The 26,317-nt window shown below is 41.1% G+C and carries 19 protein-coding genes and 1 pseudogene; 16 read left to right on the top strand and 4 right to left on the bottom strand.

Translation table 11 applies throughout. From position 1 onward, the window contains the following. The first annotated feature begins 1 nt into the window (after window position 1). The 7 genes from pyrC to pyrE are packed head-to-tail and all read left to right on the top strand — an operon-like array spanning window position 2 to window position 8,585. On the top strand, window positions 2–1,276 hold the full coding sequence (gene pyrC / locus CD33_RS16805; RefSeq protein WP_036202805.1) for a dihydroorotase: 1,275 nt from the start codon (window positions 2–4) through the stop codon (window positions 1,274–1,276). Then, a complete protein-coding gene (locus tag CD33_RS16810) occupies window positions 1,276–2,376 on the top strand; it encodes a carbamoyl phosphate synthase small subunit (protein ID WP_036202808.1) in 1,101 nt (366 codons plus the stop codon). Before pyrC ends, CD33_RS16810 begins: the two co-directional genes overlap by 1 nt. Next, window positions 2,369–5,566 carry a carbamoyl-phosphate synthase large subunit gene (carB, locus tag CD33_RS16815; RefSeq protein WP_036202811.1) on the top strand — a complete coding sequence of 1,066 codons (3,198 nt, stop codon included), beginning with the start codon at window positions 2,369–2,371 and terminating at the stop codon, window positions 5,564–5,566. Before CD33_RS16810 ends, carB begins: the two co-directional genes overlap by 8 nt. Beyond that, the gene (locus CD33_RS16820) at window positions 5,566–6,339 is read left to right on the top strand and encodes a dihydroorotate dehydrogenase electron transfer subunit (protein ID WP_036202814.1); all 774 of its coding nucleotides are present in this window, start codon (window positions 5,566–5,568) and stop codon (window positions 6,337–6,339) included. The genes carB and CD33_RS16820 overlap by 1 nt, the downstream gene beginning before the upstream one ends. Beyond that, window positions 6,336–7,247, top strand: coding sequence for a dihydroorotate dehydrogenase (locus CD33_RS16825; RefSeq protein ID WP_036202817.1), 912 nt, complete (start codon window positions 6,336–6,338; stop codon window positions 7,245–7,247). The genes CD33_RS16820 and CD33_RS16825 overlap by 4 nt, the downstream gene beginning before the upstream one ends. Further along, window positions 7,248–7,955: an orotidine-5'-phosphate decarboxylase gene (pyrF, locus tag CD33_RS16830; protein WP_036202820.1), complete on the top strand. Its 708-nt coding sequence runs from the start codon at window positions 7,248–7,250 to the stop codon at window positions 7,953–7,955. It begins immediately after the preceding gene. Beyond that, window positions 7,956–8,585 carry an orotate phosphoribosyltransferase gene (gene pyrE, locus CD33_RS16835; RefSeq protein ID WP_036202823.1) on the top strand — a complete coding sequence of 210 codons (630 nt, stop codon included), beginning with the start codon at window positions 7,956–7,958 and terminating at the stop codon, window positions 8,583–8,585. Window positions 8,586–8,712: 127 nt separating this feature from the next. Here the strand turns inward: pyrE and CD33_RS16840 are convergent, their stop codons facing one another. The 4 genes from CD33_RS16840 to CD33_RS16855 form a co-directional block, all read right to left on the bottom strand. Beyond that, window positions 8,713–9,348: a response regulator transcription factor gene (locus CD33_RS16840; RefSeq protein ID WP_036202827.1), complete on the bottom strand. Its 636-nt coding sequence runs from the start codon at window positions 9,346–9,348 to the stop codon at window positions 8,713–8,715. Between the two features lie 501 nt (window positions 9,349–9,849). Continuing rightward, window positions 9,850–10,839 (bottom strand): coiled-coil domain-containing protein, encoded by a 990-nt coding sequence (locus tag CD33_RS16845; protein ID WP_036202830.1) that lies wholly within the window; start codon window positions 10,837–10,839, stop codon window positions 9,850–9,852. Window positions 10,840–11,189: 350 nt separating this feature from the next. After that, complete coding sequence (locus tag CD33_RS16850) at window positions 11,190–15,035, bottom strand: S8 family serine peptidase (RefSeq protein ID WP_084591399.1); 3,846 nt, start codon at window positions 15,033–15,035, stop codon at window positions 11,190–11,192. A 370-nt stretch (window positions 15,036–15,405) separates the two neighbouring features. Further along, the gene (locus tag CD33_RS16855) at window positions 15,406–17,088 is read right to left on the bottom strand and encodes an Rqc2 family fibronectin-binding protein (protein WP_036202833.1); all 1,683 of its coding nucleotides are present in this window, start codon (window positions 17,086–17,088) and stop codon (window positions 15,406–15,408) included. 197 nt (window positions 17,089–17,285) lie between these two features. Between CD33_RS16855 and CD33_RS16860 the strand changes: the two genes are divergently transcribed. The 9 genes and pseudogenes from CD33_RS16860 to rlmN all read left to right on the top strand — a co-directional run bounded on the left by CD33_RS16860 (window position 17,286) and on the right by rlmN (window position 26,316). Then, window positions 17,286–18,167: a YicC/YloC family endoribonuclease gene (locus CD33_RS16860; RefSeq protein ID WP_309299212.1), complete on the top strand. Its 882-nt coding sequence runs from the start codon at window positions 17,286–17,288 to the stop codon at window positions 18,165–18,167. 209 nt (window positions 18,168–18,376) lie between these two features. Further along, window positions 18,377–18,994 carry a guanylate kinase gene (gmk, locus tag CD33_RS16865; protein ID WP_036202839.1) on the top strand — a complete coding sequence of 206 codons (618 nt, stop codon included), beginning with the start codon at window positions 18,377–18,379 and terminating at the stop codon, window positions 18,992–18,994. Between the two features lie 6 nt (window positions 18,995–19,000). Next, window positions 19,001–19,225, top strand: coding sequence for a DNA-directed RNA polymerase subunit omega (rpoZ, locus tag CD33_RS16870; RefSeq protein WP_036202842.1), 225 nt, complete (start codon window positions 19,001–19,003; stop codon window positions 19,223–19,225). Between the two features lie 88 nt (window positions 19,226–19,313). Further along, a pseudogene (coaBC, locus tag CD33_RS16875) lies at window positions 19,314–19,859 on the top strand (bifunctional phosphopantothenoylcysteine decarboxylase/phosphopantothenate--cysteine ligase CoaBC); the annotation flags it as partial. Between the two features lie 5 nt (window positions 19,860–19,864). After that, window positions 19,865–22,279: a primosomal protein N' gene (gene priA / locus CD33_RS16880; RefSeq protein ID WP_036202844.1), complete on the top strand. Its 2,415-nt coding sequence runs from the start codon at window positions 19,865–19,867 to the stop codon at window positions 22,277–22,279. 79 nt (window positions 22,280–22,358) lie between these two features. Further along, window positions 22,359–22,850, top strand: a complete 492-nt coding sequence (def, locus tag CD33_RS16885; RefSeq protein WP_036202846.1) for a peptide deformylase — start codon at window positions 22,359–22,361, stop codon at window positions 22,848–22,850. Window positions 22,851–22,852: 2 nt separating this feature from the next. Beyond that, window positions 22,853–23,794 (top strand): methionyl-tRNA formyltransferase, encoded by a 942-nt coding sequence (gene fmt / locus CD33_RS16890; RefSeq protein WP_036202849.1) that lies wholly within the window; start codon window positions 22,853–22,855, stop codon window positions 23,792–23,794. After that, window positions 23,791–25,149: a 16S rRNA (cytosine(967)-C(5))-methyltransferase RsmB gene (gene rsmB / locus CD33_RS16895; protein WP_036202851.1), complete on the top strand. Its 1,359-nt coding sequence runs from the start codon at window positions 23,791–23,793 to the stop codon at window positions 25,147–25,149. The genes fmt and rsmB overlap by 4 nt, the downstream gene beginning before the upstream one ends. 27 nt (window positions 25,150–25,176) lie before the next feature. Next, window positions 25,177–26,316, top strand: a complete 1,140-nt coding sequence (gene rlmN, locus CD33_RS16900) for a dual-specificity RNA methyltransferase RlmN (RefSeq protein ID WP_084591400.1) — start codon at window positions 25,177–25,179, stop codon at window positions 26,314–26,316. Window position 26,317: the final 1 nt, after the last annotated feature.

Here is a 26,317-nt window from a genome sequence, read left to right on the forward strand (position 1 = left end):
CATGACAAAATATATTAAAAATGTAAAACGACTAAACGAACAAAGTGAATTAGTGAACACAACAGTGACAATCGTTGAAGGCCGCATCGTGGAGTTGGGCGGGGAACAGCCTGATGGTGCGGAAATAATTGATGGCAACGGAAACTTGCTGGCTCCAGGTTTTGTGGATGTACATGTTCATTTACGTGAGCCTGGCTTTGAACATAAAGAAACGATCGCGACAGGTACGGCATCTGCAGCAAAAGGTGGATTCACAACAATTTGCGCCATGCCGAATACGAAACCGGTGCCTGATTCAATTGAAAATTTGCAATTGATAAATAGCTTAATTGAACAAAGTGCAAAAGTGCGGGTTCTGCCTTATGGATCATTGACGGTAGCACAATCCGGTGATGAACGGACGGACTTAAGCGCCCTTAAAGCTGGTGGTGCAGTTGCATTCTCGGATGATGGTGTGGGTGTGCAGCTTGCTTCTACTATGTACGAACAAATGCAGAGTGCCGCAAAGCTCGATATGGTCGTTGTGGCGCATTGCGAAGATAACTCCTTGATCTACGATGGGGTAATGCACGAAGGAAAACGAAATAAAGAACTGGGACTGCCCGGGATCCCATCGATTTGTGAATCGGTTCAAATTGCCCGGGACGTATTGCTGGCTGAAGCGGCTGGTGCCCGCTATCATGTATGCCACGTATCGACGAAAGAATCCGTAAGAGCTGTAAGAGATGCAAAAGCTGCGGGCATTCGAGTTACAGCGGAAGTTTGTCCACATCATCTTCTATTGGAAGAAATGGATATTCCTAGTGACGATGCCAACTGGAAAATGAACCCACCACTACGGGCTTCCGAGGATAAAGATTCCTTGCACGCCGCACTACTTGATGGAACAATCGACTGTATTGCAACAGACCATGCACCACACACAGTTGAAGAAAAATGCTGTGGAATGGTTGGTGCCCCGTTTGGAATTGTAGGCTTCGAAACAGCATTCCCGCTTTTATATACAAGATTCGTAGAGACCGGGAAATGGACATTAAAGCAATTAATCGATTGGATGACAATTAAACCAGCACAAATCTTTGATCTTCCATATGGAACTTTAGAAGAAGGTGCAACTGCGGATTTGGTATTAATTGATCTAACGAAAGAACAAATGATAAATCCAGAAGAATTTACAACAAAAGGACGTAATACCCCATTTGCCGGATGGAAGGCAAAAGGTTGGCCGGTATTGACTATGGTTGAAGGCGACATCGTTTACGAGGAGGCAAAATAATGAAAAAGCGTTTATTGATTTTGGAAGATGGAACAGTATTTAATGGCTACGCATTCGGTAGCGAAAGAGCTTCGCAAGGTGAAGTAGTATTTACAACAGGGATGACGGGATATCAAGAAACATTATCAGATCCCTCTTTTTATGGACAGATTATTACATTTACTTACCCGTTAATTGGTAACTACGGCATTAATCGTGATGATTTTGAATCCATTACTCCAGCTATTCGTGGGATGGTTTGCCGCGAGCTTGCAAAAGAGCCGTCCAATTTCCGGAGCGATCTTTCATTGAATGATTATTTAGTATCACAAGATATCCCGGGAATCGAAGGGATTGACACACGTAAGCTAACGAGAATTATCCGTTCGAAAGGTGCTGTAAAAGCTATGCTGACGGCATCTGATGCCGAAGTAAACATTGAAGAAGTAGTAGCAAGCTTGCAAGCAACCCCACTTATTAGAAATCATGTAAAAGAAGTCTCTCCAAAAGCTGCTTATCCTAGTCCTGGGCGAGGAAAACGTGTTGTGTTGATGGATTTCGGTATGAAGCATGGGATTTTGCGCGAGTTGAACAAACGCGATTGTGATGTACTTGTAGTACCATACAACACTTCGGCACAACAAATCTTAGCGTGGCATCCGGATGGCATTATGCTTTCAAACGGACCTGGGGACCCAGCGGATGTGACGGAGGGTATTGAAACAATCCGCAATCTAATCGGAAAAGTGCCAATCTTCGGAATTTGTTTGGGGCACCAATTATTTGCTTTGGCCAGCGGGGCGAAAAGCTTCAAACTTCCATTCGGTCACCGTGGTGGTAATCATCCAGTGAAGGATTTGCGTACTGGCCGAACAGAGCTCACTTCTCAAAATCACGGATATGCAGTGGACGAAAGCTCGTTGGAAGGCACTGACCTGGAAGTAACGCATATTGCTTTAAATGACGGTACAATCGAAGGATTACGCCATAAGAAACATCCAGTATTCACGGTGCAATATCACCCAGAAGCTTCTCCTGGGCCGGAAGATTCCAACCACCTATTTGACGAATTTATTGAATTGATGGAATCACATGTAAAGGAAGGGAAACAACATGCCTAAACGTACAGATATTGAAACTATTTTAGTAATTGGATCTGGCCCGATTGTTATTGGCCAGGCAGCAGAATTTGACTATGCAGGTACACAAGCTTGTCTTTCTTTGAAAGAGGAAGGCTACAAAGTAATATTGATCAACTCGAATCCTGCCACAATCATGACAGATACTGAAATTGCAGACAAAGTATATTTAGAACCGATTTCACTGGAATTTGTGTCCCGTATTTTACGTAAAGAACGCCCAGATGCAATCCTACCAACACTTGGCGGCCAAACTGGCTTGAATATGGCCATTGAATTAAATAATTCCGGGATTTTGGATGAGCTGGATATTGAAATTTTAGGTACAAAACTGGATGCCATCCATAAAGCGGAGGATCGTGATTTATTCCGAAATTTAATGTATGAATTGGGTGCCCCTGTACCGGAATCCGACATTATCCATAACTTACAGGAAGCGAAAAACTTTGTTGCAAAAATTGGCTACCCGGTAATCGTGCGACCTGCTTTCACGCTTGGCGGTACAGGCGGCGGGATTTGCTCGAACGACCAAGAGCTGGAAGAAACTGTGACGAGCGGATTGAAATATAGCCCCGTAACACAATGTTTGCTTGAAAAATCGATTGCGGGCTACAAAGAAATCGAGTACGAAGTGATGCGTGATTCAATCGATAATGCGATTGTCGTCTGCAACATGGAGAACTTCGACCCAGTCGGGATTCATACAGGGGATTCCATCGTCGTAGCACCATCCCAAACATTGTCTGATCGCGAATATCAAATGCTCCGCAATATTTCATTGGATATTATCCGTGCGCTAAAAATTGAAGGTGGCTGTAACGTACAACTAGCGTTAGATCCCCATAGCTTCAACTATTATGTAATCGAAGTAAACCCGCGTGTATCAAGGTCATCGGCACTAGCTTCCAAAGCAACTGGCTATCCAATTGCGAAGCTTGCGGCAAAAATTGCAGTTGGCTTAACTTTGGATGAAATTATTAATCCTGTGACAGGTTCAACGTATGCAGACTTCGAGCCGGCTCTGGATTACATTGTTGCAAAAATTCCTCGTTGGCCATTCGATAAATTCGAATCTGCAAAACGTAATTTAGGGACACAAATGAAGGCAACCGGGGAAGTAATGGCATTAGGACGCAATTTCGAAGAAGCCATTTTGAAGGCAGTACGTTCTCTTGAAACGGGGCATATCCATATCGAGCTAAAGCATGCAGAAGAAAATAGCGACAACTGGATTGAAAAACGTATCCGTAAAGCCGGGGATGAGCGATTATTCTTTATTGCGGAAGCATTGCGACGCGGGGTTACAATCGAGAAAATCCATGAGTGGTCTGAAATCGATCTTTGGTTCTTGAATAAACTGCAAAACATCATCAAAATGGAAACAACTTTAGCGGATAATGTAAATAATGCGGAAATTTTGCGACAAGCTAAACGTATAGGCTTTGCTGATAAAAAGATAGCAGAACTTTGGGATACTGACGAAAATGCAATTTATGCCTACCGTAAAGAACATAACATCATGCCGGTTTATAAAATGGTTGATACGTGTGCAGCAGAATTCGAATCAACAACACCTTACTTCTACGGGACATACGAAGATGAAAACGAATCCATTGTAACGGAGAAACCGTCCGTGATTGTATTGGGTTCGGGTCCAATCCGGATCGGTCAGGGAGTCGAATTCGACTATGCGACAGTCCACTCAGTATGGGCGATCCAAGAAGCAGGATATGAAGCCATCATCATCAACTCGAATCCGGAAACCGTATCAACCGACTTCTCGATTTCCGACAAACTCTACTTTGAGCCACTTACAATTGAAGATGTGATGCATATCGTCGATTTAGAGAAACCGATTGGTGTAGTTGTTCAATTCGGAGGCCAAACGGCAATTAATTTAGCCGATAAATTAGCAGCAAATGGCGTCAAGATTCTGGGAACGAGCTTAGATGATATTGACCGAGCGGAAAACCGCGATAAATTCGAGCAAGCTTTGCGTGAATTGGATATTCCGCAGCCTGCAGGTGAAACAGCTGTTTCAACTGTTGAGGCTATCGCCATCGGTAAAAAACTGGGCTTCCCTGTATTAGTTCGTCCTTCCTATGTGCTTGGTGGCCGTGCTATGGAAATCGTTTATAACGAGCAAGAGTTGGAGCATTACATGGAAAATGCGGTGGAAGCTTCTCCAGATCATCCTGTTCTTGTTGATCGATACTTAACGGGCCAAGAAATTGAAGTGGATGCGATTTGTGATGGTGAAAATGTATTGATTCCAGGTATTATGGAGCACGTTGAACGAGCTGGGGTCCACTCTGGCGACTCGATATCGGTCTACCCACCACAAAAACTGACGGAAGAACAAAAAGCAACAATTGTTGACTACACAACCCGTCTAGCCAAGGGCTTAAACATTGTCGGGTTAATGAACATCCAGTACGTCCTTTCTAAAGGGGAGATTTTCGTTATTGAAGTAAACCCCCGTTCAAGTCGTACCGTACCATTCCTGAGTAAAATAACAAACATACCAATGGCCAACATCGCTACAAAAGCAATCCTTGGGCAATCAATCCTGGAACAAGGCTACCCAACAGGATTGGCAAAAGAACAAAAAGGGGTGTTTGTAAAAGTCCCGGTATTCAGCTTTGCAAAACTTCGCCGTGTGGACATTACGTTGGGACCTGAAATGAAATCGACAGGGGAAGTAATGGGGAAAGATGCAACATTTGAAAAAGCACTCTATAAAGGCTTTGTTGCAGCAGGAATGGAAATTAAAACTCACGGAACTGTGCTATTCACAGTATCAGATAAAGATAAAAAAGAAGCGATTGAATTAGCAAAACGTTTCAACACAGTTGGTTACCGCATTATGGCAACTGAAGGTACTGCAAAAACCTTTGCGGCAGCTGGCGTTCATGCCGATGTAGTCGGAAAAATCGGATCGAAAGAAAAAACATTGCTTGAAGTAATTCAAAATGGTCAAGCACAGCTTGTTGTCAATACTTTAACAAAAGGAAAACAGCCTGCTCGTGATGGTTTCCGAATTCGACGCGAATCTGTAGAAAATGGTGTTCCATGCTTAACATCACTTGATACAGCCGAAGCGATGCTGGAAGTAATTGAATCCATGACATTTACAGCAGAAGAAATGCCAAAAGCGGAGGTAGTTCATTAATGATTCAACAAGAACGAATGATTGTCGTTCGTCAAAGTGAAATTGCTCATCATATTTTTGAACTTACATTACAAGGCCAAATTGTTCAGGACATGAATCCTGGACAGTTTGTCCATATTCGTGTGTCAGACAGCTTTGAGCCACTTCTTAGACGACCGATAAGTATTGCGAATATTAATAAAGAAGCGAATGAAGCAACCGTGATCTACCGTGCTGAGGGAAGAGGTACAAGTATACTGTCACAAAAACAAGTGGGGGATGAAGTTGATGTCCTTGGTCCTTTAGGAAATGGCTTTCCGGTAGATGCTGTACGAGAAGGCGGAACAGCCTTATTAGTTGGAGGAGGGATCGGGGTACCGCCGCTCTATGAACTGTCGCATCAGTTGAACGCTCGTGGGATTCGCACCATCCATGTGTTCGGCTTTGCTACAGAACAGGTATGCTTCTATGAAGATCAATTCACTACTCTGGGCGATACTCATTTCGTGACAGTCGATGGTTCTAAAGGGACAAAAGGTTTTGTAACGGATTTGTTGGAGGAGCTAAAACCGGAATTTGATGTGTTTTACGCATGTGGTCCACTACCAATGCTTCGTGCTCTAGAAGGATTTTATCCCGAAAAACAAGGTTACCTTTCCTTTGAGGAACGTATGGGCTGTGGTATTGGTGCTTGCTTTGCTTGCATCTGCCAAACGACCGATCAATCGGACAAGAATTATGTAAAAGTGTGTTCAGATGGACCAGTTTTCCCAAAAGGAGTTGTCGACCTATGAGTAGATTATCTTTACATCTCCCAGGTTTGGATGTAAAAAATCCGATCATGCCGGCTTCAGGCTGCTTTGGTTTTGGCAAGGAATTTAGTAATCTCTATGATCTATCAAAATTGGGAGCGATCATGATCAAAGCGACAACAGTCGAAACGCGTATTGGTAACCCTACGCCCCGTGTTGCGGAAACGGCGGCTGGCATGTTAAATGCGATAGGTTTGCAAAATCCTGGTTTAGAACAGGTGATGAAAAACGAACTACCGTATTTGGAGCGCTTTGATGTACCGATTATTGCAAACGTTGCTGGAACAACTACCGAGGATTATGTAGAAGTCGCCAAAGAAATATCAACGGCTCCCAATGTCAAGGCACTGGAGCTCAATATATCCTGTCCAAATGTGAAGCATGGCGGCATCACTTTCGGTACTGATCCTGTTATCGCAAGGGAATTGGTGGAAGCTGTAAAAAAAGTTTCGGAGGTACCGGTTTATGTGAAGCTTTCCCCGAATGTCACGGACATCGTTGAAATTGCAAAAGCGGTCGAAGCAGGTGGAGCAGACGGTATTACAATGATTAACACATTGGTCGGGATGCGTCTGGATGAACGGACTGGAAAACCTGTAATTGCAAATGGAACCGGCGGATTATCGGGACCTGCCGTAAAACCAGTTGCTATTCGCATGGTCTATGAAGTATACAAGGCGGTCAACATTCCGATTATCGGCATGGGTGGGGTTACAAACGCACAAGACGTAATCGATTTCATGTCTGCCGGCGCATCGGCAGTTGCTGTCGGAACTGCAAACTTTGTGGATCCTTTCGTTTGTCCAAAAATTATCGAAGAATTACCGGGTAAATTGGAAGAGCTTGGCGTGAAACGACTTAAAGAGATCATCGGAAGGAGCCATCTGTAAATGAACACAAAACCAATCGTAGCATTAGATTTTCCTGGTGAAAAAGAAGTATTTCAGTTTTTAAATCATTTTAACGAATCGATTTTTGTAAAGATTGGAATGGAGTTATATTTACAAGAAGGTCCGAGTATTGTGCAGAAGGTAAAAGAACAAGGCCATGATATTTTCCTGGATTTGAAGCTTCACGATATACCGAATACAGTAAAGTCCGCCATGAAAGGACTGGCCCGTCTTGGTGTGGATTTAGTCAATGTGCATGCTGCAGGCGGTATTGAGATGATGCGAGGTGCACTTGAAGGATTGGAAGCAGGGACGCCAGCCGGCAAGAAACGTGCGAAAATAATTGCTGTAACGCAACTAACTTCCACTACTGAAGAACAAATGAATCAACAACAGAAGATTAGCCTCACTTTATTGGATTCCGTTCTTCATTATGCAAGTATTACGAAGGAAGCCGGATTGGATGGGGTTGTTTGTTCCGTGCATGAAGCAGGTCAAATCGCTGAAAGTTGCGGGCAGGAGTTTCTGCGGGTGACACCTGGTATACGTTTACCTGGTGGGGAAGCTCATGACCAAAAACGGATAGCTACACCAGATGGAGCCCGAAAAGGCGGATCATCATTCATCGTAGTGGGTCGGGCGATTACCGGGGCAGATGACCCATTGGCGGCGTATAAAAAAGTTTGCGAATTATGGGAGGAAAAATAAATGGCAGTACAAATAGAAATCGCTCGTGGAATGTTAAAGGTGGGGGCGGTCGAATTAAATCCGACTGATTTATTTACTTGGGCTTCAGGTATCAAGTCCCCAATCTACTGTGATACTAGGTTAACCATCTCTGATGTCATAGTTCGTAAACAAATTGCACAAGGCCTTGCACATAACATCAAAGAATACTTCCCGGAAACAGACGTAGTAGCGGGAACAGCAACAGCAGGCATCCCACATGCTGCATGGGTGTCGGATGTATTGGAATGTCCAATGGTTTACGTTCGATCAAAAGCAAAAGGACATGGCCGTGGCAATCAAATTGAGGGGAAAATCGCACCAGGCCAAAAAGTGGTGGTAGTGGAGGACATCATTTCCACTGGCGGTTCATCTATTACAGCAGTGGAAGCATTACGTGCTGCTGGCTGCGATGTAGTAGGCGTTGTGTGCGTATATACATATAATCTACCACTAGCTGAGCAAGCCTTTGAAGAAGCGGGCGTGAAATATGTTTCATTAACAAACTTTGATTATTTAGTGGAAGCAGCTAGTGAAACAGGGGCAATCAAGGAACAAGATATCCCGTTTTTAAAGGAATGGCACGCAAAGCTTAAGGCGGGAGAGTTATAACCGTTGAAAGAACATTAATTAAAAGAGAGCTATGCCGAGTGCGTGCAATTTTATAGCTGTAAATAAAGTGAAAAAGGGCTTCCCAATGTTTTGGGAGGCCCTTACTTTTTGTGTAAGCATATCTTGGTTAATGTGTTACAACGTAGGTTACTAGACCTTTTGCATTTGCATAGAGGGCTGCTTGTGTACGATCAGAAAGCCCTAATTTTGAGAAAATTTGGCTCACATGTTTTTTTACAGTGTATTCCGTTATATACAGAGCATTTGAAATTTCTTTATTGGACAAACCTTTTCCTAACTCTATTAAAACTTCTATTTCTTTTGGGGTAAGTTGTTCCTCGTATTCATGCAGACTGTTTGAATTCATCACACCATCTAGTATTGTAGGATCATAGTATTTGCGCCCTTTTGCAATGACATTCAGGCCGTATATTAATTCTTCGGCTAATGCTTCTTTTGAAAGGAAACCATCGACATTCATATCCTTGGCTCTCTGAAAATCCTCTTCCGTCATAGAAGAGGCAAGAATTGCAAACTTGCAAGCTACTCCAAGGCGATGTGCTTCTTTAATTATATTCAACCCATGCTCATCTCCGAGCTGTAGATCAATGATTGCTATATCCGGTTGCACTTTATTCAATAAATGAAGTGCTTCTTGACTATTGGTTGCTTCGCCTGTCACTTGAATTGTCCCGACTGTGGAAAATATAAATTGTAAACCTTTTCGAATTAATGCATGATTATCGATAATTACTACCTTCAATTGTTACACCTCTTAGAATAAATATTTACTCAGAATCAGTATTGTTGTATTTATGGAAATGATGAGTTTATAAAACAAACAGCTTAATATAATAAACCTTCAAAAATGGCAAAATTTGAAGTAATGCCTACGCGTCTAATATATTTATAAATTTATCACCTCTCTATGATCGTTGATGTATAATTTTTCCTATTTATCTTATATGATTCTTTTTGATTATTTATTAACAGAAAATTAAAAAATATTTTTATTTTTTACGACCAATCATTACATATATACTAGGTTGTGCAAAAATAGAGAGTGGATTTTTTATTTTTGATTATAAAGTAGTAGTTGAGGTTGTTGGGAAAGTTGCTAAACTATTAGGTACCCATGAAGATAAAACTTGCCTTTTTACAAGACAAGTGGAAAAAGGCAACCTGCAAAGAGTATAAGTCCTTGCAAGTTACCTATTGAATTCAGTCTGCTAATTAGTGCATGCCTAATAGTAAACAATGAAAATTATTCTGTTACAACATCATTGATTGTTGCATTTAACTCGGAGGAAACATCAGAAGCTTTTGGATTGTTATCAATATTTGAATTTACTTCCGATGCAAAAGCTTTAACCTCTTCATTAGCTTTATTAATCTCGGCGTTAGCTTGTTCCACTAAATCATCTAAGCGTTCGATTTCGTCATTTCCTTTGATAATTTCTCCATCTGCTTTAATAATTTCACCATTGGCTTTATTTAATTCATCATAATTGATGTCGGATGCTTCGGTTGCATCTGCTAACTCTCCTTCTAATTGAAGAATATACTCATCATCTAATTCTTTTTGCTTTTCAGCATCCGCAACAACTTTAGTTAACTCATCCACTTCTTTTTCAGCAGCTGCCAAGTCAGTTTGAGCTTGAGTTAATTCGCCTTGAGTTAATGCTAACGTAGCTTGTGTTGCTTCCAATTCTTTTTGTTTGTTTTCTAGATCTGCATGTGCATTTGCTAGTTCAAGTTTAAGTGCTTCGTACTTGTCTTTAAGTTCTGTCATTTGCCCTTTTAGCAATTCTAATTCTTCATTAGTTGCTTTATTAGATGCCAATAAGTCATTGTATTTCTTTTCCAATGCCTTGAAGTTTAGTCCTACTTCTTCTAGAGACTTAGTTAGACCTTTAATCTTTTTATTTTTCTCGGCTATCTCATCATTAAGAGTTGCTACTGTGCCTTCCAGTTCGGAGACTTTAGTTTCCAACCCAGTAATTTTTCCTTTTTGCCCTTGTATGAATGCGTTCGCCTTGCTGATTTTCCCGTTAGCATCAGCTACTAGATCATTCACTTTACCTTTTAAAGCTTCCTCATTCTGTTTGAATTGCAGGATGTTTTCACTTTGTTGAGCGATTTTGGACTTCACGCTGTTTAATGCCTCGCTGCCATCATAGGCTACAACACCAATTGCACTACCAAAAACGATCGTACCTGCCAATACTAATGCTTTTCCTGTAATAATTCCCATTTAATAATTCCTCCTAGTATGTTGTCATGTTTTTCCGGATTAGCCGGTTACAAGACTTATTCTAGGTAATTCTTAACAAAACAACCTCACTCGTTGGTGCCAAAGTTTGAACGCGTACGTATACTATTTTTGTAATACTATTTAGATTTATTTTGGTACTCCAGAATTTAAGCTTATACTTTAGTGCCACTTTTTACGTATATATGTCTTGGAATATTAAACTATAAAAGGGAAGTAAGTAGATGCGAATAAGCTTTAGTTGCAGTATCAACAATACGGAAATTGCCCTTGCATGGTATCAGTTAAAAAGAAGGTAGGCGCTGGGGTGGTTCCAACGTCTACCTTCTTAATTAATCTTCTATTGTTCCTTCTTCCAGTACAGCATCCGGTATTACATTTTCATCAACAGCGTCTGTTTCTTCGATATTTCCATTTTCATTCCCTGGATTTCCATTGCCTTTTCCAGGAGTTTCTTTTCCTCCACTTCCATTTTCATTCCCATTCCCTTTACCTGGTTTTTCATTGGATTTTCCCGTCTTTTTGATTTGAATCGTTTGTGATGCAATATTTCCCGCTAAGTCTTCAGCCTCGATGACAAATTCATTTGTACCGTCAACTAATTGAAGTTCTAATTCAACTTGTTGTTCAAAACCGTTCATTGCATATGGTTCCGATAGTTCATGCATGAATCTTTCATCACCATTCACGGTTAATCTTATTTCATCGAAGTTATCCTTTAAAGTAACTACTAAAGTTACAGTGTTTTCTTTAGTATTTTTAGGGTGCTTGCCAACCTCAATAGTAGGCGCTGTCGTATCAACGAAGATTTTGCGCGTGATTTGCATCTCGTTATCAAACTCATCAATTGCTTTCACGCGTATATCTTGCACGCCGTTTTCCAGATTTAACGTATGAGAAAATTTCATACCATCCATAGCTGCTTCTTCGTCGTTTACTGTGACAGATTTAATATTGGATCCATCTTCTATTGTTCCGAAAACATCCACTTCGTGTGTATTATAGACATCGAAGAATTCAGGTGCCTCTATATAGATTACAGGTGGTGTTGTTTCATGTTCGCTTTCAGCTTGCAAGTCATATGCTGCCGTATTTAGTGCCGCATCAACTACATGGACAGTAATCTTGTCTTTATTTGTTATTTCAGCATCAATAGTAAATGTAGTAGTGGAAGTTGGCAGCACTCCAGAAATTGCTTTATCATTTACTAGCACTTGCCAGTAATCCACTCCTGTTCCCGTTTGTGCATCATTGAAATTTGCTGCTGTTACAGTTTTTGTTTCGTTATCAAAGGCAATTTCTGCTGTTGGAGCCGCAGTGTCAATTTTCACTGGGAAGTCAATGGATTGCCATTGGGCATCCTGATAATCAATGACACCGCTTAGGCGAAGGATATAGTCCCCATCAGCTGCCAGGGCATTATTAATTTTTCCATCCCAACCATAGTCTAAATTGTACGTATATGGAGGTGTTGTATCTGAAGAAGTATAATGCTTCGTTAAATTGTTCGCAGTACGAATTGTACGTAAAACATTGCCCTCTGTATCGACAACTTGCACTTTAAATTGCTTTGCGTTACGGAAGAGGGAGAACACAGGAATTGCTAAATCGCGTACTCCATCGTCGTTTGGCGAGAAACCGAAACTGTTAGGATCAAACCCATCTGTTCCACCAGTAATAAATAATCCTTGTTCATCTGCTAAAGCCGTATAACCCCAGTAACTTAAACTGTCCCAGGCAAAATAATCGAAAATAGGGGCATCATCCCAGTTCCCGTTAAAGCCGAAGAAAGGTACAGATAACGGAACATTACCGGTCATTTCCTCATTTGGGTCAACTAGAGTGACAAAGCCGTCTACAAAGAATCCATTAGTATAAATCGAACGAATATCAGCTGGAATACCTGATACATCCGCCGAAATTGTGATTGTTGCTGTACCGTTGGCAGGAACAGTAACATTTTCAGGCGCCATTATATCAACTTCTTCTTCTGTAAGTACGTATGAACCGATTTCGTTCGGTGCAGTTACATACAAACCATCACCAACATCCGTAGGGTAGTCAATTTGAAGCTGTGTATTTACATCGTAAGTCACTTCTTCGTTTGAATAGTTTTTAGCTTGTAGCGTAAAGGTGAACTGGTCATTAAAAATTTCATTCAATGCAACTTTACCTTCTTTTGAATTGCTATTTGTTACAACTACATTTGTGGAAAGAGCATTTGCGAGCTGCATTAAACCGGCACCTTGTCTGCGGGGTGAAACATATTCACCATCTGCAAGTTCCACTGGAATGGCAGTATTCATTAATAGGTTTTTTGCAAGCTGAATTCTGTCAAAACCGGCTAGTTTAAATTCTGTGTCAACTCGCTCCAAAACCAAAGCACTCCCACCTGCAACATGAGGAGCCGCCATCGATGTGCCACTCATTAAACCATATTGATCGTTATTTAATGTAGAGAAAATATTGCCACCAGGTGCTGTAATTTCAGGCTTGAAATCCAGGTTTGGAGTCGGGCCCCAAGATGTAAAGCTACTCATTTGACCGGCACTTGGATTTTGTATTTCTACAAAATTCCCTTCAAATGAAACTGTGACTGCTTGGCCGTTGTCTAGCGCAGTTTTCAATGCTAACCCATCCGACTGTAAGGCAGACATGAATGGTATTGTAATTGCCGGATCGGAGGCCATATTGATTGTGCCGGATGCATTGTTATATACAATTGCAGCAACTGCCCCAGCATTTTGTGCATTTAATCCTTTTTCAACGAAAGAAATACCTCCGCGAGAAATTAGAGCGATTTTCCCTTTAAAATCTTTCCCCTGAAAATCTTCCGGTGTTCCTAATCCTGCATCGATCACCTCAACCTGTCCAGATAATACTGATTGAGGATCTGCACCATTCGCTAAAAGATAGAGTGCGCCTCCAGCTTTTTTTCCATCAAATTGATAATCGAAACTGTAGGCTGTAATCATGCTATTTTCAATTGATGCTACACTAATTGAATCATTGGAAATACCTGGGGAACCTGTTACACCATAATCTTGGTTTTCTGCATATGGATAAAAACTTCCCGAACCATACATATCAGAGTTACCTGAGGAGATAGCAACCATGATGCCATTTTCCGTTGCTCTCGTAACAGCCTGTTGTTCTGGACTATTCCCATCAACATAGCCGGCTGGCGAACCTAAAGACATATTTATCACATCGGCGTCCAGTTTGATCGCGTCATCAATCGCTTTAATGTAAATATCCCCGTAAGTAGAGGGGAATAGTGGATCATTGCCGAATACTTTAAGAGCTAATAGCTGTGATTCAGGAGCTACACCTTTAATGCCATTGTTTTCTTCATTGCCGTTTGCCCCAACTGTTCCACCAACGTGCATACCATGCATTGAAGCATCTGGACCTAAATCTAGAATAGTATTATTGCCATCCATATAGTTATAACCGAAAGGAACTTTTTCGGTATAGAACTGGCCATTCTCAATTGCCCCACTTGCTAACAATGAAGCAACTTCACTTTGTGTCAACTCGGCTGTGCTATTATCCGATAGAATCATATCTTTATGGCTAGGGTCAATCCCAGTATCGATAATGCCGACAACCATTCCTTCCCCTTTAAAGCCATAATCCTTCCATGCTTGCTGAGCTTGTACTAATTCTTTTGAATACACCATATCCGGAGTGAATTCTGGTCTTTCATATTCCATTGCTTCATAGACGGCTTTTACTCCGGAAGTCGATGCTATCTCTTCAATATATTTCGCCTCAACCTCCGCTGAGAATCCATTAAAGACGACAGTGAAGTTTTTTAAGTATTTCATTGAAGGGGATTTCGATTTTAGTTGAGATTTAACGTTTTTTTGTTCATTTTCAACGGTTGCTTCTATGGACTTTTTTTCTGTTGCTTTTAGTTGCTTATATAGAAGACCTTTGTTTGTGGCTTTTTGAATTGCTGGTTCTCCCTCAAGCTCGACAACCACCCGGACTTTTTCTTCGGGATTTTGTCGATTTAGTAAGGATTCCGAGATGTTAACATCTGGCTTTTGCTTTTGAATAGTACGTAAACTTTGCAAATCTTTGCTTGCACTAGCAATACTCACATTAAGTAGTGCTGAACTTAGTGACAAAATGAAAATAATAGTCACAAGTAAGATTTTCTTTAGCTTCATAATTTTCCCCCTTGCTCCATGTAAAAGTAGTTTAGAATTAACATCAATTAAATCTAAAAACAATTTAAGATTTAAGAGAGTTGAATCTAATCTATTAGTTTGTTATATAGATTGAATATTCCTTCAATTCGGAATTATTTGATTCGAAAGAAAGGTAGTTTCAAATATTTCTTGTATCGAAATACTTAAACAGAATTGAAGCAAATAAAAAATGGAGAGAAAGGTGTCGAAAAATCATGGCAATTCAAATGAAGTTTGGAAGAAGGTTGGTTCTAATGGGGGACATCTTCTCAGGAGAATAAAACTATTATATTGGAAAAAAAGACTCAAGAAGAGGAGTCCTTCTTAAGTCATTGGTGTTCTATTGAGATTATTTTTTTAATTTCATGACAAGCTCCTCATCCGGAGTAACATAAAGTGTTTTTTGTTCAAAATAAATGACAAAACCGGGCTTTGCGCCATTTGGCTTCTTCACTTGTCGGATTTCGGTATAGTCGACCGGCACCGAGGAAGACTCCCTTGCCTTACTAAAATAAGCACTTAAAGTGGCTGCCTCGAGTAAAGTGGTTTCATCGGGTTCGTTGGAGTGAATTACTACATGAGAACCGGGGATGTCTTTTGTATGCAACCAAGTATCGGTTTTTTTCGCCAGTTTGAAAGTTAAATAATCATTTTGCTTATTATTTTTACCGACAGAAATAGCGACTCCTGTAGAGGAAATAAAAGACTCTGGGGATGGCTTTGCCGGCTTTTTCTTCTTTTTGCCCGCACGTAGGCGAAGATATCCTTGTTCGGCTAATTCTTCACGAATTTCTTCGATATCCGCAGGGGACGCTTGGTTGACTTGTGCCATCAACATTTCGAAGTATTGAATTTCACCTTCCGTTTTTTCAAGTTGGTCTTTCACCATAATGAGGGCATTTTTGGCTTTGTTATATTTACTATAATAGCTTTGTGCGTTTTCAACGGGCGTTTTTCTTTCGCTTATAGGAATTGTTATTTGTTCGCCAGTTTCGCTATAGTAATTTGTAACAGTAACTTCTTTCATCCCTTTTTCGAACATGTATAGACTGGCCATCAATAATTCACCATAGAGCTGGAATTTATCAAGTTTGGAAGCTTGCTCTAAATCCTTGTTCAGCTTTTTGATTTTAAGCTTCAGTTTATTGAGCTCATTTTGCAGCCAACGCTCCAAATCCCCTGCTTGCTGCTTTACTCGATCTCGTTCCGCCCGGGCAAAGAATGTACGGTCCAGAAGTATACTCAATGTTTCATAGTTTGTTTCTGCTCCCTCTAAATGGTGCAATTTCGTCGGGGAAAAATATACTTTGCGATCCACTTCGATGTATGTTGGACTCGCACTTTCCACAATTTCATCGAGGAAAGAACGGAAGATGTTGACCTTCTCTTCTCCTTGCAGACGATACAAGAGTTCATTGGCATGTGTTGGCGAGAAGCCTTTAAAATGTTCGACAATTTCCTTGGTTGTCTTTTCACCATGGAAAAACGTCTTTATTTCTTCATCACTGATAGTCAAAGGATTCACTTTGTTTTGCTCCGGAGGAGTGATGTAGTTTTGCCCTGGTAAAACTGTACGATAGCTGTTCATTGACGGGGGCAAATGTTTCAAGCTATCGAGGATTTTATTGTTCTCCTTATCAATCAATATAATATTGCTGTGCCGTCCCATTATTTCAATGGTTAATTTACGGAAAATCTGGTCCCCGATTTCGTTTTTACTTTCTATATTTAATGTCATCACGCGTTCGAATGGGTCTGTTTCAATAGAATGAATAAATCCGCCTTCAATATGTTTGCGAAGGAGCATACAAAACATTGGCGGTTCCGAAGGATTGTCAATTGAATGCTGGGTCAAATGTACTCGAGCGTATGATGGGTGGATGGAGCTTAATAGTTTGAAATTCCCGCCATTTGCACGTATATGCAGGACGATTTCAAGGGCATTCGGTTGGTGAACTTTCGTAATGCGACCTGTTTCTAACTTTTTTAATTCATTCGCCATTGCAAATGTAAATAATCCATCAAAAGCCATGATTGTGTTCCTCTTTTCTAGAAATCAATTTAAAAATGGTAAATAATACTTTTATCTTATTATGGATGGGTAAAATCTATTTCACATTATACTATAGTTCAAGCATGTTTCCCCCAATATTTACTTTTTCTATAGCTCAAAGATTAAAAATTTCCTCTTGTGTGTTATACTTGGAATAGTATGCAAAGAAAGGTGTGATGACCTTGGTGCGTAGTATGACCGGTTTTGGCAGAGGTGTCACAGCTACGAATAACTATCAACTGACTGTTGAAATCCGTTCAGTGAATCATCGTTTTTTAGAAATATATACGAAATTTCCCAAAGAGTGGTTTGAGGCTGAAATCGCCACAAAAAAATTGTTATCGCAATATGTCAAACGTGGGAAAGTGGATGTTGTGATCAACTTAAAAACAATCGGGAACGAATCTTTGACAATCCAAATGAATTGGCCATTAATTGAAGCTTATAAAAGTGCAAAGGAGCAACTTTTGGAAGTTGTACCATTGGATGAAAAATGGTCGATGCAGGAAATTCTTTCGCTTGATAACGTTATAACTTATGAAAAACAGGAGTTATCACCTGATGAGTTGATGGAAGCGATAGAACTTGCTGTCAGAGAAGCGGCGGAAAAGTTAGTTGAAATGCGAATTCAAGAGGGGCGGCAATTAAAACAGGCCCTATTAAGCTATAATAACCAGCTGAAAGAACTGATCCAATTTATCCGCGGACTGTCCGGTGAAGCGGTGAATAAGTTCCGGGACAGGTTAACGGAACGCCTTAAAGAAGTTGGGAATTTAGAAGTGCTGGATGACCGTATGTTAGCGGAATTGGCTATTTTTGCCGAAAAAATTGATATTACAGAGGAACTCGATCGTCTAGATAGCCACTTTAAGCAATTCGAAAGTACAATCGAAGAAACAGATTCAATCGGACGAAAATTGGATTTCTTAATGCAGGAGATGCATCGTGAAATTAATACGATTGGTTCTAAAAATCAAAACTCCGATATCTCAGCGGCAGTCGTCCAATCTAAAACAATATTGGAAAAAATGCGTGAACAAGTACAAAATATTGAATAAAATATGTATCCCACACTTAAACGGCTAGTAAAACTTGATGTTGGGATTATGGAGAATGCAAATTTGTTTTTTGCTCTGCCAAGCCCATTTTGTAAAACTTACAATAAGTCGGAAGAAAAAGTCCCCATTTATCCAAGTTTTATTTTATACTGTAGTAATCATTAAAAAAATTGTTGTAAAAGCAGTAAGTAAGGGAGAAGTAGAGAACAATGAGAAAAGAACGAGGCTTATTAATTGTTCTATCAGGCCCATCAGGTGTTGGTAAAGGAACAGTGCGTAAAGAACTTTTTTCAAAGGCCGGCACAAATTATGAATACTCCATTTCCATGACGACCCGTGCACCACGGGAAGGTGAAGTCGATGGAGTGGATTATTTCTTTAAATCGCGCAATGAATTTGAGGCGTTGATTGAGGAAGGCGGCCTTTTAGAGCATGCTGAGTTTGTTGGGAACTATTACGGAACGCCGCTTGCCTATGTTAACGAGACATTGGATGCAGGGCGGGATGTGTTTTTAGAAATAGAAGTACAGGGAGCTGCGCAAATTCGAGAAAAAGCGCCAGAAGCTCTTTTCATCTTCCTTGCGCCCCCAAGCATTTCAGAATTGCAAAATCGTCTGATTGGACGCGGTACCGAAACCGAAGAAATCATCAAAATGAGGATCGACACGGCACGCGACGAGCTTGAAATGATGAGTTTATATGATTATGTCGTCGAGAATGACGAAATTCAAAATGCATGCGATAAAATAAATGCCATCATTGTAGCGGAGCATTGCCGCCGCGAGCGAATTGAAAAAACCTATTTGTCTATGTTGAGAGGAGAATAAAACATTATGTTATACCCATCTATTGACGCTTTAAAAAATAAAATCGATTCAAAATATTCTTTAGTGAGCCTTGCTTCCAAACGTGCTCGCCAAATGCAGGAAGAAGGCGACGAGCAATTAGGGGCTTACGTTTCTTATAAACCGGTAGGTAAAGCGTTGGAAGAAGTAGCAGCAGGTGTTCTAAGAAAAGAAAAACAAGACGAATCAACAGTTTACGAAGACGAAGTGTAGGATTTTATCTTGATTGTAGATATGTTGTGATTAGGCGGCTCCCGAAGAATATTTCTTTGGGAGCTTGTCATTTGAAAGGAGATTAGTTATGCAAAAAAATATTTTGCTTTGTGTATCGGGCGGGATTGCGGTTTATAAAGCGGTAGCTCTTGTTAGTAATTTAACGAAAGCGAACTTCAATGTAAAAGTGATGATGACAGAATCTGCAAGACAGTTTGTAACACCCCTCAGTTTTCAGGTAATGTCCAAGAATGATGTATACTTCGATACGTTTGACGAGAAAGACTCAAGTAAAATTGCCCATATCGACTTGGCCGATTGGGCGGATTTGATTCTTGTTGCCCCAGCTACAGCTAATGTGATTGGGAAACTCGCCAATGGGATCGCCGATGATATGATAACTACTACTTTACTTGCTGCCACATGTCCTGTTTGGCTAGCTCCTGCCATGAATGTACATATGTATGATCATCCTGCCGTGAAGCGGAATATTGCTCAGCTTGCAGCGGATGGATGTTCTTTCATCGAGCCATCGGAAGGGTTTTTAGCTTGCGGCTATGTCGGAAAAGGCCGATTGGAAGAACCGGAAAAAATTACAGGGATCGTGGTCGATTTTTTTCATAAAGAAGCGAAAACTAAATGATTACGGTCGCGCAAGTGATTGTTGACGTTGCTGCATATCCTGTCGATCGCCCTTTCGATTATTCAGTTCCCGCAGAAATGACGCAAATCATCGAAATAGGGAGTCGGGTAAAAGTACCCTTTGGACCACGGAATGTACTCGGATTTGTAGTGGCTATTAAAAATGAGACCGATGTCCCACTAGAGAAAATTAAACCTGTTTCGCAACTTTTGGATTTTGAACCAGTTTTGACTGCAGAAATGCTGGAGCTTGCAAAATGGTTAAAGAATGAGACTATCTGCTATGAAATTGATGCACTTCAAGTCATGCTTCCTTCAGCTTTAAGGGCGAAATACGAAAAAATCGTAAACTTACAAACAGACATCGAAGTTTTACCTAGAGCATTGCAAGAGGTATTCAGAACGGCGCCTCATGTGAACTTGAATGTATTTGAAAAAAACAACTTGCTGACAGAATTGAAGCAAGCTTTGAATAATAAACAAGTTTCGATTGAAAATATAGTAAAACAAAAAGGGAAAGTAAAGGAAGTCCGGAAGGTTCAGATTACACAAGATGTGCAAAAGTTAATGGAAATCCATCAACAAATTTCTAATCGTGCCAAGAAGCAAAAACAGCTTGTGGAGTGGATGCAGAATCATGCTGGTGAAGTAATAACTCCGGAAGTAATCTACAAGGAAGCGGGTACTTCTTCCCAAGTTTTAAAGAGCGTAGTTGAATTAGGCGCGGCAGCCTTTGTTCAAGAAGAAGTGTTCCGGGATCCCTTTGCAAAAGAAGTGCAAAAAACGAAATTTCTAAGCTTAACAGATGAACAATCGTCTGCATTGAATCAAATTATGGCAGCGATTGATGATAAACAGCCAGAAACCTTTTTATTGCACGGTGTAACTGGCAGTGGGAAAACGGAAGTTTATTTACAAACCATTGCGAAGGTTTTAAGCAAAGGTAAAGAGGCAATTGTCCTAGTTCCAGAAATCTCGCTGACACCGCAAATGACGGAGCGTTTCCGATCACGCTTCGGAGAAATGGTAGCAGTCATGCACAGTGGCTTATCTGTTGGTGAAAAGTATGATGAGTGGAGAAAAATACACCAAGGAAAAGTGAAGGTAGTGGTGGGTGCTCGCTCGGCGGTTTTTGCCCCTTTTGAGAATGTCGGCATTATTATCTTGGATGAAGAACATGAATCGACTTATAAACAAGAGGATTCCCCAAGATACCATGCCCGGGATGTTGCCCTATGGCGCGCGGGGTATCATCAATGTCCAGTCATATTGGGAAGTGCCACACCTTCATTGGAATCTTTTGCTCGAGCAAAGAAAAATGTTTATAAACTGCTTACGTTGAAAGATCGTGCGCTTAAACAATCGCTGCCTAAAGTTGAAATAGTCGATATGCGTGATGAACTGAAAAAGGGGAACCGCTCCATGTTTTCCCAAAGCTTGGTTGAATCCATCCATACACGTTTAGAAAAAAATGAGCAAATCGTGTTATTTTTGAACCGTCGCGGCTATTCATCCTTTGTAATGTGCAGAGATTGCGGAACGGTTTTACAATGCGAGAATTGTGATATCTCGTTAACCTATCACCGGAAAAATGAGAAATGCAAATGTCACTACTGTGGTTATGAAATACATGTACCGAAGACTTGTCCGCAATGTCAAAGTGATCATATTCGTTTCTTTGGCACAGGTACACAAAAAGTGGAAGAGGAGTTGGCAAAACTTTTCCCAGGTGCAAGAGTATTACGGATGGATGTCGATACGACGCGAACTAAAGGCTCGCACGAACAACTATTGCAGGCATTTGGTGATGGTGAAGCAGATATTTTACTGGGCACGCAAATGATCGCAAAAGGACTTGATTATCCCAATATTACTTTAGTGGGGGTTTTAAGTGCGGATACTTCGCTTCATCTGCCCGATTTTCGAGCGGCGGAAAAAACGTTCCAGCTATTGACGCAGGTGAGCGGCCGAGCAGGGCGGCATGAAAAACCGGGGGAAGTAGTCGTTCAAACTTATACACCGGAACATTATGCAATTGAATTATCGCAAGCGCAGGATTATGAACCATTTTATGAACGGGAAATGCATATGCGTCATCACGCTGGTTATCCCCCTTATTATTATTTGGCTCTAATTCAAGTATCGCACGAGGATGTTTTGATGGCGGCTGATTATGCTGGAAAAGCGGTGGAATGGTTGCGCTCGCAGCTGTCTTTCAAAGTGTCGATCATCGGACCGACCGCTTCGGGCATTAGCCGTCTCCAAAATAGATATCGCTATCAATGTTTGTTAAAATACAAAGTAGAACCAGATTTAATACCGACTTTATTGCAACTGATTAAAATCTATCGTTCAAATTGGATTAAAAAAGGTATTAACTTAACTATAGATTTGGATCCAAATATGATTTAAACAAATAGGCAGAGTGAATCTGTTGTATTTATTTAAAAATGAATAAGCTTAGAGAAGTGTAGAAAGAGGTAAACTAATTATGGCAATAAGAGAAGTAGTGAAGCATCCAGCTAAGGTGCTTACAGAAAAATGCAGTGAAGTAACTGAGATTAATGAGGATATCATTACACTTCTTGATGATTTATATGACACGATGATCGAGCATGATGGCGTTGGAATTGCAGCACCTCAAATTAATGTTCCATACCGTGTAGCAATTGTTGAACTTGGTGAAGAACGTGCTATTTTGGAAATGATCAATCCGACTGTACTGGAAACTTCCGGTGCAGAAGTTGATATAGAGGGGTGCTTGAGCTTCCCAAATTTATTTGGTGAAGTCGAGCGCCCTACATACGTAAAAATCGAGGCGTGTGATCGCGAAGGAAGGGTTTATGAATTGGAAGCGGGTGGATTTGACGCCCGTGCGATTCTCCATGAAATCGATCATTTAGATGGTATTTTATTTGACTCTAAGCTAATTCGGGTTGTCACGGAAGAAGAGTTAGCTCAAATGTATAGCGAGGAGGAATAGGGATGACGTCGGTTGTTTTTATGGGGACACCAGATTTTTCTGTACCAATTTTAAGAATGATTCACGAGGAAGGTTATGAAATACTGGCAGTAGTTACTCAACCTGATCGCCCAGTCGGTCGGAAAAAAGTGTTGACGCCACCTCCTGTAAAAGCAGAAGCTTTGCATTTGGGGCTGCCGGTCATTCAGCCAGAGAAATTACGCAACTCGGAAGAACTACAAGAAATATTGGCGTTGAATCCGGACATTGTGATCACGGCGGCATTTGGGCAAATTTTACCGAAGGCATTGCTCGAAGCTCCCCGCTATGGGTGCATTAATGTACATGCATCCCTGTTACCGAAGTACCGCGGTGGAGCACCTATCCACCAAGCGATTATAGACGGGGAAGAAAAAACCGGTGTAACAATCATGTACATGGCAGAAAAATTGGATGCCGGCGACATTATTACACAACGCGAGATTGCAATTGAAGGTGAAGATAATACAGGAACGATGTTCGAGAAATTAAGTGCAGTGGGCAGGGAATTATTAAAAGATACATTGCCGTTGATTATAGAAGGAAAAAATGATCGTATTCCCCAGGACGAAGAGCGAGTTACATTTGCCCATAATATTTCCAGGGAACAAGAGCGCATAAATTGGTCAAATAGCGCGAGGAAAGTGTTCAATCATGTTCGTGGCCTCACACCGTGGCCAACAGCCTACACAACTTTCCAGGGCGAAAATGTAAAACTTTGGTCTGTTGTAGAGGGCGAAACTTCAACAAATGAAACCCCGGGACAAGTCGTCAAAATTAATCAAGACAGTTTTGAAATAGCAACCGGCGATGGAAAGACCATTGTTGTTTTGGAATTACAGCCTGCTGGGAAAAAACGGATGACTGCCCAAGATTACTTGCGTGGAACAGGGTCGAAACTAGCGATAGGGGATCAATTTGAATGACGAAAAAGAAAGATCAAATTTGGGACGGCAATGTCCGTGATGCGGCATTGACTATCCTGTTGGCTGTAGATAAACATCAAGCATACAGTAACCTTTTACTTAACCAGACCATCAATAAATATAAAATCGATGCAAAAGATCGTGCGCTGCTCACCGAATTGACATATGGCACATTGCAGCATAAATATACACTCGATTACTACTTAGAGCCTTTTATCAGAGGAAAGATGGACCTTTGGGTAAAGTGGCTTCTTCGACTTTCACTATACCAGATTGAGTATCTGGACCGGGTTCCGGACCATGCAGCGGTAAATGAAGCGGTTGAAATTGCAAAACGCAGAGGACATAAAGGGATAGCCGCTGTTGTAAATGGTGTGTTGCGTTCCATTCTGCGTCAAGGTGTTCGCCCCATTGATGAAATTAAAGAACCAAAGAAACGATTGGCAATCGAAACGAGTCATCCGGAATGGTTGGTGGAACGTTTTGTTGAGGCTTACGGAATTCAAAAGACAACGAAAATGTTGCATGAAAACAATGTACCACCACTGCTTTCTGTTCGTGTAAATACAACGAAAGCCACTGTTGAAGAAGTGTTGGAAATGTTGGCCGAAGAAGGTGTAGAAGCGGAGCGGAGTAAGGTGATGCCTGAATGTCTTCACTTAATGAGTGGGCAGCCTTCAAGAACAAAAGCATTTAAAGAGGGTTTCATCACAATACAGGATGAAAGCTCCATGATGCCTGCCAATGCACTGAACCCCCAACCGGGATGGCGTGTGCTGGATATGTGTGCGGCCCCGGGAGGAAAAACAACACATATGGCCGAAAAAATGAACAATAATGGCTCTATCCTAGCTACAGATATACATCCGCATAAATTGGACTTAATTGATGAGACGAGTGCCCGCCTTGGTTTGGGAATTATTCAAACCGCCCCTGTTGATGGGCGCAAAGCGGCGCAATTCCTAGAAGCGGAATCATTTGATGCAGTCCTGGTAGATGCACCTTGTTCCGGTTTGGGCGTTATGAGACGAAAACCAGATATTAAATATACAAAACGTGAAGAAGACTTATCAAGACTACATGAGATTCAGCTCGAACTTCTGGACAATGCAGTGAAAGTTCTTAAAAAGGGGGGACGTCTCGTTTATAGTACATGTACGGTAAACAAAAAAGAAAATGAAGAAACCGTCAAAGCATTTTTGGCGTCCCACCCAGAAATGGAAGCCACTCCATTAGAAAATTTACCGAAAGAACTTCTAGAAAAGAGCCAGGGAGGTATGCTACAAGTATTCCCGCAAGATATTGGGAGTGATGGATTTTTTGTAGCAGCCTTTCGAAAAAGCGAACAACAATAGAAACAAAAAGGAGAATCCGAAATTCTAATGGATCAAAATAAAACTAATGACCGTATACAAGACTTGGTGGAGGAAGCTGAACAAAAACCAGTGCACCGCGAGAAAAAAGAAAAACTTCAGCTAAAGGAATCAATCTATTCATTGCGTCCGGACCAATTGGAAGAGTGGTTAACGGCAAACGGCGAAAAGGCATTCCGTGCTGGGCAAATATACGAATGGTTATATGAGAAACGCGTTAAAACATTTGAAGAAATGTCAAACTTGTCGAAAGCGCTTCGTGAAAAATTGGCGGAGAGTTTCTTGTTGACAACACTTTCGACGATTATTAAGCAGGAATCAAAAGATGGTACCATCAAGTTTTTATTCCAGCTTCAGGATGGCTATTCTATTGAAACGGTTTTAATGCGTCATGATTATGGAAATTCTGTCTGTGTAACCACACAGGTAGGATGTCGTATCGGCTGCACGTTCTGTGCATCAACACTTGGCGGATTAAAACGTCATTTATTGGCAGGCGAAATCGTTGAGCAAGTTGTAAAAGTCCAGCAAGAACTTGATGAAGTAGGTGAGCGTGTATCGCATATCGTAATTATGGGAATCGGTGAACCGTTCGATAATTATAATGCGATGATGAACTTCCTAAAAGTCATTAACCATGATAAAGGCTTAAATATCGGTGCACGCCATATCACGGTTTCCACATCCGGTATTGTGCCGAAAATTTACGAGTTTGCAGACGAGGAATTACAAATCAACTTTGCAGTTTCTCTCCATGCACCAAACCAGGAAGCACGCCAAAAATTGATGCCGATTGCACGCGCCTATAAACTGGACGAATTACTGGAAGCGGTTCGATACTATACAAAGAAAACTGGCCGTCGTGTTAGCTTCGAGTATGGTTTAATGTCTGGGGAAAATGATTCGGTTGAAGTTGCGGAAGAATTGGCGGATTTAATCAAAGGCATCAAATGTCACGTGAATTTAATTCCAATTAACTATGTACCGGAGCGTGATTATATCCGTACGTCAAGAAACAGCATTTTCGCCTTTGAGAAAACTTTAAAGAAACGTGGTATCAATGTAACGATCAGACGTGAGCAAGGAGCTGATATAGCAGCAGCTTGCGGCCAGTTGCGTGCACAGGAACGCGAGGAAGAAACAAAGTAGG

The organism is Ureibacillus sinduriensis BLB-1 = JCM 15800, assembly GCF_000772955.1.
Taxonomy (GTDB): Bacteria; Bacillota; Bacilli; order Bacillales_A; family Planococcaceae; genus Ureibacillus; species Ureibacillus sinduriensis.

Excerpts from the sequence above, each read along its gene's own strand:
- pyrC (WP_036202805.1), top strand. The coding sequence starts at position 2 with ATGACAAAATATATTAAAAATGTAAAACGACTAAACGAACAAAGTGAA.
- CD33_RS16810 (WP_036202808.1), top strand. The coding sequence starts at position 1,276 with ATGAAAAAGCGTTTATTGATTTTGGAAGATGGAACAGTATTTAATGGC.
- carB (WP_036202811.1), top strand. The coding sequence starts at position 2,369 with ATGCCTAAACGTACAGATATTGAAACTATTTTAGTAATTGGATCTGGC.
- CD33_RS16820 (WP_036202814.1), top strand. The coding sequence starts at position 5,566 with ATGATTCAACAAGAACGAATGATTGTCGTTCGTCAAAGTGAAATTGCT.
- CD33_RS16825 (WP_036202817.1), top strand. The coding sequence starts at position 6,336 with ATGAGTAGATTATCTTTACATCTCCCAGGTTTGGATGTAAAAAATCCG.
- pyrF (WP_036202820.1), top strand. The coding sequence starts at position 7,248 with ATGAACACAAAACCAATCGTAGCATTAGATTTTCCTGGTGAAAAAGAA.
- pyrE (WP_036202823.1), top strand. The coding sequence starts at position 7,956 with ATGGCAGTACAAATAGAAATCGCTCGTGGAATGTTAAAGGTGGGGGCG.
- CD33_RS16845 (WP_036202830.1), bottom strand. The coding sequence starts at position 10,839 with ATGGGAATTATTACAGGAAAAGCATTAGTATTGGCAGGTACGATCGTT.
- CD33_RS16850 (WP_084591399.1), bottom strand. The coding sequence starts at position 15,035 with ATGAAGCTAAAGAAAATCTTACTTGTGACTATTATTTTCATTTTGTCA.
- CD33_RS16855 (WP_036202833.1), bottom strand. The coding sequence starts at position 17,088 with ATGGCTTTTGATGGATTATTTACATTTGCAATGGCGAATGAATTAAAA.
- CD33_RS16860 (WP_309299212.1), top strand. The coding sequence starts at position 17,286 with ATGACCTTGGTGCGTAGTATGACCGGTTTTGGCAGAGGTGTCACAGCT.
- gmk (WP_036202839.1), top strand. The coding sequence starts at position 18,377 with ATGAGAAAAGAACGAGGCTTATTAATTGTTCTATCAGGCCCATCAGGT.
- rpoZ (WP_036202842.1), top strand. The coding sequence starts at position 19,001 with ATGTTATACCCATCTATTGACGCTTTAAAAAATAAAATCGATTCAAAA.
- priA (WP_036202844.1), top strand. The coding sequence starts at position 19,865 with ATGATTACGGTCGCGCAAGTGATTGTTGACGTTGCTGCATATCCTGTC.
- def (WP_036202846.1), top strand. The coding sequence starts at position 22,359 with ATGGCAATAAGAGAAGTAGTGAAGCATCCAGCTAAGGTGCTTACAGAA.
- fmt (WP_036202849.1), top strand. The coding sequence starts at position 22,853 with ATGACGTCGGTTGTTTTTATGGGGACACCAGATTTTTCTGTACCAATT.
- rsmB (WP_036202851.1), top strand. The coding sequence starts at position 23,791 with ATGACGAAAAAGAAAGATCAAATTTGGGACGGCAATGTCCGTGATGCG.
- rlmN (WP_084591400.1), top strand. The coding sequence starts at position 25,177 with ATGGATCAAAATAAAACTAATGACCGTATACAAGACTTGGTGGAGGAA.